Below are 12,697 nucleotides of genomic sequence, written 5' to 3'. Positions count from 1 at the left end.
ATGGAAAAGACCCCTGACAAAAGCTCCCTCGACGACGACCTCAGAGACCGCCTCTACCGAGCGGTCTACGAGGAGTTCGTCGGTCCACGGGACTTCAATGAGGAGGAGCTCCTCGACGTCTCCCCAACACTAAGGTACAACGCCGGAGTGCTCCATCCCAGGGGCTCCGAGTTCGACTTGGGGGACGTCGTCGAAGGCAGCGACGGAGGCCCAGAAGCCAATCCCTCCCTTTCAGAAGCCCCGGATGTCCCGGCTTCAGCAGAGATAGTGCCCGACGGATCCGCCCCTGGGAACCAGGCGGACGGGGATGACTTCGAGGAGCCCATCTCCCTATCGAATGCTCGGCAGCAGGCGGCCATGAGCATGACAATCGCGGTCCGAGAGGGCGACAGATTGTCCTTCGAGGTCCAAGCGGCACGATACGAGGCCGTCATCATCGAGGGGAAGAGCTACTACAGGCGGATCCCCATGAACTTCAAGCTGGGGTACGAGGAAGTCGAGCTACCCCAAAAGGCTGGGAAGCCGAAGGGCTACAGGCTCGACGAGGGGAAGCTCGAGCTGTGGGTCGTGTTCAGGAGGCACATCCCGGGGGCCAGCGTGGTCACTGTCGCCCTGTGCAACGCATACGAGAGCGACAGGGATACCCCCGAGAAGTGCTACTTCCAAGCATCAATGAAGGTTATCTCCGAGCAGGGCCTCGTCCCGCCCGCCTGGTCGGACACGGGCAAGGCCAGCCTCTCGGAAGAGGAGGCTGAGAGGCTCCTCATCTACCGCAACGTGAAGAACTACGCGATCGGGCACGGATGCGCAACTCGATGGGCGCAAGGCGACAGCGTCTCTTGGGCAGAAACGCAGGTCATGCCAACAGCAGAGACCAGGTCGATGAAGCCGATGCACCCGTCAATGAAGGGGCTGAGCCTCCCACTCGAATCCTTCGGAAAGCCGGAGGGGTGGGGCGAGACGTCCGCCTCGATGAGGGAGATGTGCCGGAGATACGACCAGTGGATCAAGGGGGTCGAACACTCCTCCGCATCGCTGCCGAGGGAGCATCTCGCCGCGGCCGAGCGGAACATCTCCGCATGTAAGAGGTGCCTCTCCAGGATGGAAGACGGCCTTGCGCTGCTCGAAGCCGATGGCGCTGCAAGGCAGGCGTTCATAATGGCAAACGAGGCGATGTACGAGCAGTTCCTGCACTACAGCGTCGTCAGCGGCGAGCGCGCCAGCCTCGACGCCCCGATTGGGTACGTTCGTAGCTGGAGGCCATTCCAGCTCGCCTTCATACTCATGAACATCCGGCCCATCGTCGACGAGACCTGCAGCGAGAGGGACATCGTCGACCTCATCTGGTTCCCGACCGGTGGCGGCAAGACGGAGGCCTACCTTGGCCTAACAGCCTTCACCCTCATCCACGAAAGGATCTGCGGGACCACGAGCTCCGGAGTGTCCGTCTTCATGCGCTACACCCTGAGACTGCTCACTTCCCAACAGTTCGACAGGGCCTCATCACTCGTCTGCGCTCTGGAGTCGATGCGCAGGCGCCTGCCTGCGCTGCTCGGCGAGAGGCAGTTCAGGATAGGCCTATGGGTCGGCGACGACGCGAGCCCGAACAAGAGGGAGAAGGCGGTGAGGGAGCGCGTTAAATACGTCGACAGGGGCGAGGACAAGAACCCGTTCCCAGTGCGGCAGTGCCCGTGGTGCGGCTCCAGCATGGAGGAGGACCGCCGAAGGTCATACGTCCTTACGGGCAGCATGAAGAGACTCGTATTCAGATGCCCGAACAGCAATTGCGAGTTCTCGGGAGATGAGGGGCTGCCACTTGACGTCGTCGACGACGAAATCTACCTCCAGCCGCCCTCGTTGCTGGTGGGAACCATCGACAAGTTCGCGATGCTTCCCTATCGCGACGAGGCTCTCCCCCTGTTCGGCATCAAGGATGGAAAGCGCCTCAGGCCGCCAAAGCTGATCATCCAGGACGAGCTCCACCTCATCTCTGGACCACTCGGATCGATGGCGGGGCACTACGAGACACTCATCTCTTCCCTATGCGAGCGAGAGGTCGACGGAGAGCTCGTGACGCCGAAGATCATCGCATCGACAGCAACCGTGAGCAGGGCAAAGGAGCAGTGCAACCAGCTATACGCATGCGGCGAGGAGAACGTCTTCCAGTTCCCGCCCTCGGGCATCGACTACGACGACTCCTTCTTCGCCGTCGAGGACAAGGATGGGAGGGGCCGGCGTTACGTCGGAGTGTTCGTCCCAACGCTCAAAGAGGCATCGACGAACATCAGGCTCTACTCGGATCTCATGTGGGAGCCAGCCACGTGGAGGGACGTGGACGACGAGTGGAGGGACCGCTACTGGACCACGATTGGCTACTACGGAACGACGAGAGAGCTCGGCCAAGCCGTGACCTGGATGGGGGGCGACATCCCCGAGCGCCTCTGGGAGCACCGCAAACGGGCCGAGGCAAACGGCGACGACACCGCCAGGTACATGAACGTTCCCCTCGAACTGACAGGGCGCAAGGACGCGGACGAGGTGAGAAACGGCCTAGCGAGCCTCTCGATCTCTTATCCCGACAAAGCGGCGGTCGACCTATGCTTCGCAACAAACATGATTTCAGTCGGCCTCGACGTCGGCCGTCTCGGCCTCATGGTCGTCGCCGGACAGCCGAAGTCGACTGCAGAATACATCCAGGCGACCAGCCGAGTGGGTCGCGGCGAGGCGAAGGGGATCGTCTTCGTGGTGTACAGCACGACCAAGCCCCGAGACAGGTCCCACTACGAGAACTTCGCCATGTTCCACCAGAGCTTCTACCAGAACGTGGAACCGTCAAGCGTAACGTCATTCTGCAGGCAGGTCAGGGACCGCGCGCTCTTCGGAACTCTCGCGGGCATATACCTCTCGGCCGTGGACGAGTCGGTGGCGAAACCATACGCCTTCCCCGACGATAAGGCATTCAGCCTTGCAGAGGAAACGGTGCTCGACAGGGTGGAGAGGGTCGATCCAGATGAAGCTGAGGGAACTGAGGCGGACATCGAGTACTACCGCCACATTTGGGAGACAAACGACTATGGGCGCTGGTGCGAGCTCAAGCCCGAGAACTTCGACCCCGTGACGCCGCTGATACACCCTCGAGGCGCGGAGGAGTCGGAGGCTTGGAGTGGAGGCACCTTCGAGGTCCCCACTTCGATGAGGAGCGTCGACTCCGAGTGCAGGGTCAAGATCGTGGGGACCTACGCTGGGTATGACAAGCAGTACAGCTGGAGGAAGAATGGCTAGACAAACCATCAGGCAGAAGAGGAGCGAGAAGACCTCGAAGGACTACTCGATCCGAATGGGCCAACTCCTCGGACCATACAGCGTGGGGGCGATTTATCCCTGCGACGCGAACAACATCGTGATGATCGCGGGTCTTGACGCCTTCGACACTGAGAAAATGGACACAGTTCGCGACGGGCGCCTCTGCAAGCATCTAGGCGTCGAGAAGCTGCTCGCCCCTCCGAAGCATGTGAGGAAGGACAGCGGCTTCGTTCCCGCGGTAAGGTTCCCCGGCTGGATGTACTGCCCGAAATGCAAGAGGATGGAGTACGTCAGCACGACCAATACCAGCTCCTCCATCACGTGCAGCAATCCTGCGTGTCGCGAGAAGAACAAGTGGGGACCAAGGCTCGTCCCCGAGCGCTTCATCGTCGTCTGCCCAGAAGGTCACGTCGATGACTTCCCTGTGATGCAGTGGCTACACAGAGGCGCCTCCATCTCGCCTAAGGACCCCAACCACATCGTCACTAGGACAACGACCGGAGGCAGCGCGACGATGGGGGACATCGTATACAGATGCTCGTGCGGAGCTTGGAGGACGCTCCAAGGGGCGACGACGGCGAACGGTCTCAACAGCATCGGCTATCACTGCCCCGGTCGGAAACCATGGTTAGACCTGTCAGGCAAGGGCTGCAACTGTCCAGTCGAGAACCTCCGCGTCTCGATCATGGGTGCAACGAATGTCTGCTACGCAGATACGGTCAGCTCGGTGCTGATACCAGATTTACTCGACGAGCGTGTCAAGGACATCGTCGCAAAAGAGTCAGACACGATGGCCGAGATGGAGAAAGCCGGAGTACTTGACAAATTCATCCAATCCCTGGCGAGCCGGGAGGAGGCCGACCCCAGCGCGATTGCCCTCGCGTACGAGAGGCTCAAGGACGCTGGAGGCGTGGAGCAGACTGACGACGAGTATCTGTATGACGAGTACCTAACGTTGCGGAACCCGACAATCACAAAGCGGGGCGAATTCGTCGGGGAGGCTGTCGACATCCGCAACTACCGTTCGCAGCTCATGCAGGAATTCTTCTCGACGGTATCCCTCATTGACACCCTCACAGTGACTCGAGCTCTCGTGGGATTCTCGAGACTCAACCCAGAGGCAAACGACGGAAAAAAGATGAGGGAACGTCGCTCCGCCCTTTCAAGAAAGCCATTAGGATGGACGCTGGCCGTCCAGACTGTCGGCGAGGGAATTTTCCTTGAGCTTGATGAGGATGCCTTGGGAGAATGGCTTGCTCGTGAAACAGTGGACGTGAGATTCTCGGAAATGCAGAGAAACCTCGACATCTCTCGTAGGTCAAGAAACCAGGCCCCGAAGAAGCTCAATCCCAAGTACGTTGCCCTGCACACCCTGGCTCATCTGCTCATACTTGGCATTAGCCAAGTATGCGGCTACTCGGCAGCCTCGCTTAGGGAGAGGATTTACTGCGAAAGGTTTCTCAACGACGGGGTTGAGACCCATGGCGACATGCATGGGATACTCATCTATACGGCATCCGAGAGTGGGGACGGATCGCTCGGGGGACTCGTGCGGTCTGGTCGTCCGGGAAGGCTCGAAGGAATACTCCAGAAAGCACTCGAGGATGCCTTGTGGTGCTCTGGCGATCCAGTGTGTATCGAGTCCCATGGACAAGGTCTTGATTCCTGCAACTTGGCAGCGTGCTACAACTGCGCCTTATTGCCAGAGACCTCGTGCGAAGCCGGCAACAGGTTTCTTGACCGTGGCCTACTAATTGGCACAATCGACGAGCCCTCCACGGGCCTACTCGGAGCCGATTTGCGTCTTGGTGAGATTAGCTAGCATGGACCCTCTAGTCGAGTGGTAGGCGCTTCCACTTAACTGGAGGGTGGGAAGAAGCGCCTGCTTTTCTCGCGGTCAAATCCGGGGGAGGAGTGTGCGATTCCCCGTCCCCACAAGCGTAAGGGGTGCCTGCGCGTGCGGGACGGGCGGCGGAGGGGCTTGGCCTCCGCCGTGGCGCGGCCCTGGCTGCGTGCCCTCACGGCACCTGACCTGCACAAACACCACACAAAAGGAAAGCGCCCGCCTTGGTGGCGAGCGCTCCCGCGTCGTGCTATGAGCGGCCATGGCTACGACTGCCACGCCCCGCGCACGTGGTGGACGCGCACGCGCCCGGCGTCGAGGTTGACGCACACGCTCACGACGTCGAAGCGCAGGTGAGATGGCAGGGGCCCCTCGGACGCGAGCGCGCGGCCCACGCAGAGCGCCGCGCCGTGCGCGACGACGTCCTCGTCGATGAGCGACTGGAGGTCGTCGAGCGTCATCTCGAAGCCCTCCGTGGGCACGGGGAGCACGGCGATGGTGACGGGGAGGTCGCCCTCGCGGCAGGCGAGCACGTCCTCGAAGGGCGTCTCCTCGAAGCCCGTGAAGCCGACGTGCGACAGGGCCTCGCGTGCGAGCTCCGCGCAGTCGCGGGCGTAGTCCCCCGTGACGGGCGCGGTGGCCTCCCACAGCTCGTGGACGGGAACGGTCGGGGTGATGGTTGCGGTCTGGCTCATGGTCTGCCCCCTTCGGGCTCGGGTGAGGGTCGGCTCTTCCTTCCCTCGGACGGGGGCAACGGGGCAAGCGCTATCCCCGGAGCGCGCCCGTTTGCGGGCGGGGCGCGGCGCGTGCAGGGGATGGCGCGTCGGGTGACGGAGGCGGCGCTAGGGGTGCCTGCCGCCTCGGAGGAGCCTGTGCCATGATGCCCCGGTCCGAGGGCCAGGCGTCGTCCTCGTGGCTCGCGATGTCGGGTTTTCGACGGCGCGGCGAGGATAGGGGATCCTCCGACAATCCCCGGCGCAGCCGGGATGTCGGAAATCCAGGTGACCCGGCCCGCTTGCGGGCCGCGATTGCGGGTATTGTCTATACCGTTATCATGTCTGTGAGAACCGAAGGGTGCGCCGTAATGTGTTCCCATAGTTTTGTCAAGCGGAACGCCCTCGTTTAAAACACGTCACTTCGCATGACGATCCAGGCCCCTCCATGAGGGGCCTTCTTTTGCGCGTCGACCGTGGGTCCGCTACTGCGTCTGGCGCCGCAGCAGGTCCTCTCGGTAGGGGACGCGGTCCCTCATCACCGCGTAGATGACCTTCATCCTCTTCCGTGCGGTGGCCTTCACTGCAGCCTTGTGCGTCTTGCCCCGGAATCGACAGGAGTCGTAGTACTCGCGGAAGTACCCCTTCGACCTAAGCAGGCTGTTGCAGCTGAATATCAGCACGTTCTTCAGCTGCTTGTTCCCCTGTCGCGAGGAGGAGACAGAGTTCAGCGATGTGCCCGACTGCCGGTTCCTGGGCGCCAGCCCGCAGTAGCTCGCAAGGTGGTCGTGGTCGGCGAAGTCCGCGAGCCTGACGTTGGGCACGGGCTGCGTCGCCGTCCTGCGCGCGACGCCGGGGATCGTCAGGAGGCAGCGGTAGGTCTCGTCTTCTGCGACCTGATCGTCGATGAGCTCCTCGAGCGCCTCGATCTGCTCCGTGTCCTCCCGGATCCTCCGCGCGAGCATCGGCACGAGGACCATCTCGGCCTCCACCTGACGCTCGGTGGGCCTCGTGGCCATCCCGAGGCTCCTCCATACCGCCTCGGCCCTCTCCCGGGGCGCCTGCGAGGCGGCGCGAAGGAAGCGCCGCCTCCCGGAGTCGAGGACGTTCCAGGGCCCGCCGAGCCTCTCGAGAATCGCGACGCACCAGGTCGCCTCGGGCTCCAGCGCGCCCTCGAAGTCAGGGTTTGACTCGAGCAGCAGGGACCTCAGGCGGTTGACCTGGTGCGTCCTGTCCTTGATCAGGTCTGCGCGCTGGGCCTCGAGCCTGCGCGCTCCCTCCAGATCGTCCTCCTCGGGAACCGGCCTCAGCGACTGCGGCACCCCCATCGCCGTCCTCGCGATGACCTCGGCGTCCCGCGCGTCGGTCTTCGCGTCGCCGGGGAAGAGCGCCGAGGCCCTGTTCGCGGAGATGCCGGGAAGGTATGCGACCTCGACGCCCGCGGCACGGGCGCGCCTGATCGCCAGCATGCCGATGTTCCTGCGTTGGTCGACGACGACCAGGGGAGTCCCCAGCTCGGCCGCGTCCGCGATCACCCTGTCTATCGCCGCCTCTGAGTTGTCGACGCCCGTCCTGAATGCGACGCTGCCGTCCGCCAGGACGGCGCAGGCGTGGTGGGCCCGCTTGCCGACGTCAAGTCCGACGTAAACGTCGTAGGGCCCCTCGAAACCATGCATGATGTATCCTCCAACCAAGTCGGCCGGCCGAAGGCCCGCGCGAGGACACCCACATTACCGAGCCGTCAGATGCGGCAGGTTCCCATTAGTCCACGACGCGCGCCGCGTCCATCACGGACGTCCAGTCGAACTCGCCGTAGGAGGGGAGGGGGCCGTCGGAAGGCAGCTCGCTTCAATCACTCTTTTGCGCCGTAATGAAAGACCACTGCAACACGGGCGATAATACGGTTAGGCGCCAAAATGGCTTCAAGCGGAGAGGAGCTTGCCATGTGCACGGGGATTCGCTTTTCAGATGGGCAAGGCAACATGTACTTCGGGCGCAACCTGGACTGGAGCTGCGGCTACGGCGAGCATGTGGTTATCACTCCGACTGGCTGGAGCCCCAATTCTCCCTTTGGTGCCATCGACGCAATTAGCCGGCCTGTCTATGGCATGGGCATCGTGGCTGAGAACACCCCTTTGTACTTTGACTGCGCAAACGATGCGGGCCTTGCCGTTGCCGGCCTGAATTTTCCCGGCTACGCCCAATACGAATCCGCCCCGGTGCAAGGCAAGACCAACGTGTGCGCCTGGGAGTTCCCCTTGTGGGTGGTTGCCAACTTCCATACGGTGGATGAAGTGAAGGCCGCTCTTGCCGAGACGGTCATCGTGGACAGGCCCATCAACGATCGCTATCCGTCCTCGTTACTGCATTGGATCATCGGCGACGCTGATCACAGCATCGTGGTGGAGTACACGGCTCAGGGCATGCAGGTCTTTGACAACGGACTCGATGTCTTAGCCAACCAACCCGGTTTTGCCTACCATGCGGAAAACGTCCGAAGCTACATCGGCTGCTCTCCCGAAGTTGAAGGCCCCGTCTTCTGGCGTGCTGCTGAGCTCTCGGCCTACGGAACTGGGAGCGGCATGCGCGGGATTCCCGGCGACTGCTACTCTCCTTCGCGTTTCGTGCGCGCCGCGTACCACAACGCCTTCTATCCGCAGAAGGAAACCGAGGCCGAGAACGTGTCACGCATGTTCCACACGCTGGGAAGTGTCGCGATGATTGATGGCGCATCCAAGATGCTCGACGGCGCCTACGAGATAACCGTCTACACCGGCGGCCTGTCCACGCGCACGAACACCTACTACTACAACACCTACGACAATCCGGCCATCAGAAGCGTTGCCCTTTCCGACTACGACACGACGGGCACAGCGCTAGTGGAAGTGGGCTGACACCGGCCTTGCCCAGGCACGGGCTCGTGCCTGGGCAATGGATTGGGTGACGTGTTTGGTTCGACGAGATTGAGCTTGCGCTCGTGTAGGCTCGCCGATCTGCGCATTCTCTAGCGTCAGCCAGCTGCTCTCATGAGGTCCGCCAGCGTCACGTGCGGATTGAGGTAGTGCACCTCGGGGTTGGGCTCCTGGTACTTGGTGAAGCGGATGGCCGCCTTGGGGCACGCGTGAACGCAGGCGTAGCAGCCCGCGCAGGGGGTGTAATCCCAGCTGGGCCTGTTGTCTTCCATGGTGCTCGAGTTCTTCGAGCGGTTCGACCTCAATTCCCGCAGGTCCCTGCGCGGGGAGGAGTAGTACTACCTGGCCGACCTCATGGCGGAGGAGGGCGAGCTCCTTACTCCATGAGCCTGAACCATCATCGCTACCAGTGCAAACGCGGTCGGGTGACGTCATGACGTCGTCGTACTTGAAGTGAGGCGACGTCACGGGTGTGGGAAAAGGTGCCCGTGACGTCGCTTTGATGTCCGCAGGGATGATAACCGGAGCCACGACGCGCAGCGTGGATACGAGAGGGCGCTTCGAGCCACCCCAAACCACCACAGCCGCGCGACTCATATTGAGTGGGAATAGCTCAGCACATTATCGTGAGGTCTCTCTGACGGCGCATCTGGTGGGGTCTAGCCTACCTGATGCGTCGTCTTGCGTTCTTGGACCTGCAAGTCAGTTGAGGGACACTCGTTACGTTTGACCTGATAAAGGGCAGAAATGCCTTGCTTGTGGCGTTGCTTGACAATCGATAAGTACCTCCATTCCAAGTGCCTCGCGATAATGTGCTGTCCTAGTAGGAGCGATTGTAGATGTGAGTTGATGCGAGGAGTGGAGGCGCATTCCATGACGGAGCCTGGAGTTGTATTCACGAAGGACTGGGTGGTCGACTTCGTCCTCGACATAGCGGGATACACCACCGACAGAGACCTCCTGTCTGGCTGTGTCGTCGAGCCGTCCTGCGGGGACGGGGCCTTCCTTGGGCGTGTGGTATCGCGGTTGTGCGAGTGCGCAGCGGATGCTGGTGTGTTGTCTGCCGCGCGCCTCGTCCCTGCTAACCGACATCCTCGCTACCCCTCTCGGCTACGGACGCGTCTCCGAAGAAGCGGCCTCGAGGTAGGTCGCGGAGACCTTGCCGGGGATGGTGAGCATCCCCTCCGCCTCAAGCTCCGCGTTGAGCCTACGTTTGAGCTTGTATGCGTACGCCTTTGACACGCCTAGGAGCTGTGCGACCTCTCCCGCCCCGTACGTCCTCTTCTCCAATGCGACCTCCTCCATCCGATGACCTCACGAAGGCCCCGCGCGACTGGGGCGGGAGGCGCGAGCAGCTCGAGGCGGGGGAGATCACGCCCGACGAGTACCGCGACTGGAAGGACACCTACGTCCCGCGCATCCTCGTCGACCCCGTCACCCGCGAGGAGGTCGACGACCCGTACACGGGGCGGCGTCTCGAGGGCATCGAGCGCAATGGCGCCAGGCGCGCCGTGCTCACCATGGGATGGCCGAACGGGGGCCTTTAGGCCCGTATACGGGTGGGTTGTGATACCTCCCCACATGAAAGCAAGGAGGTACCGTCAGTAGCTGTTTACTTGATGGTTTAATAGGCCATCGTGTCGAACTCCTCGAGGGAAACGGGGCCAAGGAACGAGCGGATGAGCGGGTTGCCGTAGGCCTTGAGCCCCTCGATGAGGCCGACGGTGGCGACATTCACCGCATGTTCGTCGTCAGAGGTCATGAGTTCCTCGATGAAGTCTCCCATGCGGGCGAGGAAGTCCTTGTCGTGTGCGTTTAGCGCCTGCCGCGCGAGCGGAAGGAGAAGGTCCTCGAAGGTGAGGAAGCAGCCCGTCTCGATGCCGTCCTGCCAGGAGGTGTACTCCTCGAACTGCCCGGTAAGCTCCGGGAACCTCTCAAGCAGGAGTGTGTTGAGCTTGGTCTCGTCCATCAGTTACCTCCAAGTCCGAGCGCGTCACGCAGGTCGTTTGCGAGCCTCTCTAGCAGCTCGCGGTCGGGGTGGTTGGGATTTCTCCTCAGTATTCGCTCAATCTGGCGGAGGCGCTCCCTGCCCTTTCGGACGTGGCTGCGACCGGGAGCACATGTACGGGCTCATTGTCGAGCGGTTTGGAAGGGGTAGCGTGTTTGCCCTGGAATATCCGTCGTACGAGAAGATCGAAGACACGTATAGGATAGCCGGAGCGCGCGTGGAGCCGCTGCCCATGGGGGCGGATGGCATCGTGAACGAGGCCCTGGCCAAGACGTCGGCGGACGTCTTGCACGTTTTCCCCTACCGAAGCTTTCCCTCGGGCGTCACCGCGTCGGCCTCGAAGAAGCACGAGTACCTCAGGTGGGCGGGCCAGGGGAGCCGCTTCGTCGTCGAGGATGACTTCGAATCCGAGTTCTCCCTGTTCAGAAAGACCAAGGAGACCATCTTTGCGCTTTCGGGCGACGACAACGTGGTCTACCTGAGCACGTTCTCCCAGACGATATCCCCGTCGCTCAGGGTGGGCTACATGGTGCTGCCTCGGAAGTTGGTCCAGAGGTACGACTCCAGGCTCGGCTTCTATTCGTGTACCGTTCCGACCTTCGAGCAGCTGCTGCTGACAGAGCTGATCGGCCGCGGGGACTTCGAGAGGCACGTCAACAGGGTGAGGCGAGGCAAGAGGCGAGAGGCGCAATAGGGTCCTTGGCCCCAAGCGCCGGCCTCACTTGCCGTCGTTGTGGTACTTGCTTAGGCCCTCGTTGAGGGTGCGCTCCTCTTGCCTCATCCTGTGGCTTGCCGCGGCCGTCGCGATCGCGAGCGTGACGAGGAACGTGGTGGTGAACAGCGCCCAGCTGCCAGGGCTCTCGACGGGGAACCAGCCCATCAGCACGGCGACGGCCGAGAGGACGGCGTACAGGCAGACCCCGAAGGCTGCGATTCGCAGTGGGTAGGGCATGCGCTTGATGACGAGCGGCGTGAAGAACACGAGCTGCAGTGTGGTTGCGACGAGCGCGATTGCCAGGAACGACCAGCAGACCCAGAGGTCCAGGTGAGCGCCCCAGCTGGCGTACAGCGTGGTGAAGAACAGATAGAAGATCATCGCGACGGAGAATTCCGCGCATACCATGAGCAGGAATGTTCGCGCACCCTCCGCCGGGGTCTTCCTCTCGGTGTCGATAATGTCCTTGCGTGTCATGTCTGCCTCTTTTCTGCTCCGCTACATCAGTCCGAGCTTGCGCTTGACGGCGGGCGCGTACTGCCTCGATATGACGACTCGCTCTCCGTTGGTCATGGTCGCGATGATTCGTCCGTTCACGTCCGGCTTGAGCGATGCGATCTTCTGGAAGTTCACCACGCAGCCCTTTGCCACGCGCATGAAGTCGCATTCCCTCAGCCGGTCCTCCATCTCGTAAAGGCGAAGCGGGGTCTCGTACACCGCCTCCTTGGTGTAGAAGAACGTGTGCTTGTCTACCGACTCCACGTAGAGCACGTCCTCCGCGCTCACTATGTGCGTGCTGCCATTTGAGCCGCCCGTTACCTTTCGGTCGAACATGCGCAGCCTTGCGACGATGTCGAGGACCTGCTGGTCCGTCTTGCCGCAGGCGATCGTGACGTCGACGCCCATCATGCCCGGCTGCTCGTCGATCGTAATCTTCATCTTGCTCCTCTCGACAAGGCACATCCTACACGCTGGCTTGGTCGCTCCCGGCGGCATCTGACCAAGATGCACCGGGAGCGACCAAGTTGCGCGGTCTAAGGTTGAGTTGCGAGTCGGCCGACTGCCTCTGGCGGGCGCATGCTCGCGACGTCGTTGGAGGTCCGGGTTGGAAGGACGACAGCAGGACTGGGCCATCGAGAAGCTCATGGCGAGCAGGCCGACGGCACCGGCCGAACTTGTGGAAGGGGCCGTGGCTGACGAGCG

The 12,697-nt window shown here is 62.1% G+C and carries 12 protein-coding genes; 5 read left to right on the top strand and 7 right to left on the bottom strand.

All coding sequences use genetic code 11. From position 1 onward, the window contains the following. A complete protein-coding gene (locus B5D13_RS07610; RefSeq protein ID WP_078687728.1) occupies window positions 1-3,282 on the top strand; it encodes a helicase-related protein in 3,282 nt (1,093 codons plus the stop codon). After that, the gene (gene drmB / locus B5D13_RS07605; protein ID WP_159444008.1) at window positions 3,275-5,125 is read left to right on the top strand and encodes a DUF1998 domain-containing protein; all 1,851 of its coding nucleotides are present in this window, start codon (window positions 3,275-3,277) and stop codon (window positions 5,123-5,125) included. Before B5D13_RS07610 ends, drmB begins: the two co-directional genes overlap by 8 nt. Before the next feature lie 287 nt (window positions 5,126-5,412). Here drmB and B5D13_RS07600 read toward each other — a convergent pair whose 3' ends face one another. Further along, entirely contained in the window at window positions 5,413-5,841 is a 429-nt protein-coding gene (locus B5D13_RS07600) for a hypothetical protein (RefSeq protein ID WP_078687726.1), read from the bottom strand. 503 nt (window positions 5,842-6,344) lie between these two features. Then, window positions 6,345-7,535 (bottom strand): IS110 family RNA-guided transposase, encoded by a 1,191-nt coding sequence (locus B5D13_RS07590; protein WP_078687724.1) that lies wholly within the window; start codon window positions 7,533-7,535, stop codon window positions 6,345-6,347. 240 nt (window positions 7,536-7,775) lie between these two features. Here B5D13_RS07590 and bsh point away from each other — a divergent pair, with 240 nt between their 5' ends. Beyond that, the gene (gene bsh / locus B5D13_RS07585; RefSeq protein ID WP_234970802.1) at window positions 7,776-8,753 is read left to right on the top strand and encodes a choloylglycine hydrolase; all 978 of its coding nucleotides are present in this window, start codon (window positions 7,776-7,778) and stop codon (window positions 8,751-8,753) included. Between the two features lie 116 nt (window positions 8,754-8,869). On the opposite strand, the gene B5D13_RS07580 is transcribed toward bsh, so the two are convergent. Both B5D13_RS07580 and B5D13_RS07575 read right to left on the bottom strand, forming a co-directional pair. Further along, window positions 8,870-9,043, bottom strand: coding sequence for a 4Fe-4S binding protein (locus B5D13_RS07580; protein WP_143327767.1), 174 nt, complete (start codon window positions 9,041-9,043; stop codon window positions 8,870-8,872). 838 nt (window positions 9,044-9,881) lie between these two features. Then, window positions 9,882-10,061, bottom strand: coding sequence for a hypothetical protein (locus B5D13_RS07575; protein ID WP_234970796.1), 180 nt, complete (start codon window positions 10,059-10,061; stop codon window positions 9,882-9,884). Here B5D13_RS07575 and B5D13_RS08650 point away from each other — a divergent pair. Further along, window positions 10,061-10,318 carry a hypothetical protein gene (locus tag B5D13_RS08650; protein ID WP_143327766.1) on the top strand — a complete coding sequence of 86 codons (258 nt, stop codon included), beginning with the start codon at window positions 10,061-10,063 and terminating at the stop codon, window positions 10,316-10,318. The two genes, B5D13_RS07575 and B5D13_RS08650, sit on opposite strands and share 1 nt — an antisense overlap. Window positions 10,319-10,395: 77 nt before the next feature. Here the strand turns inward: B5D13_RS08650 and B5D13_RS07570 are convergent, their stop codons facing one another. Beyond that, window positions 10,396-10,740 carry a DUF7674 family protein gene (locus B5D13_RS07570; RefSeq protein ID WP_078687720.1) on the bottom strand — a complete coding sequence of 115 codons (345 nt, stop codon included), beginning with the start codon at window positions 10,738-10,740 and terminating at the stop codon, window positions 10,396-10,398. A gap of 190 nt (window positions 10,741-10,930) precedes the next feature. Between B5D13_RS07570 and B5D13_RS07565 the strand changes: the two genes are divergently transcribed. Then, window positions 10,931-11,473, top strand: coding sequence for an aminotransferase-like domain-containing protein (locus B5D13_RS07565; RefSeq protein WP_078687719.1), 543 nt, complete (start codon window positions 10,931-10,933; stop codon window positions 11,471-11,473). A gap of 24 nt (window positions 11,474-11,497) precedes the next feature. On the opposite strand, the gene B5D13_RS07560 is transcribed toward B5D13_RS07565, so the two are convergent. Then, entirely contained in the window at window positions 11,498-11,971 is a 474-nt protein-coding gene (locus B5D13_RS07560) for a DUF3021 family protein (protein WP_078687718.1), read from the bottom strand. 21 nt (window positions 11,972-11,992) lie between these two features. Then, the gene (locus tag B5D13_RS07555; RefSeq protein ID WP_078687717.1) at window positions 11,993-12,433 is read right to left on the bottom strand and encodes a LytTR family DNA-binding domain-containing protein; all 441 of its coding nucleotides are present in this window, start codon (window positions 12,431-12,433) and stop codon (window positions 11,993-11,995) included. Window positions 12,434-12,697 lie beyond the last annotated feature (264 nt).

It is taken from the genome of Olsenella sp. KH1P3 (assembly GCF_900167315.1).
In the GTDB taxonomy this organism is placed as follows: domain Bacteria; phylum Actinomycetota; class Coriobacteriia; order Coriobacteriales; family Atopobiaceae; genus Olsenella_J; species Olsenella_J umbonata_A.
This window is presented reverse-complemented; position numbering and strand designations above follow the sequence as displayed.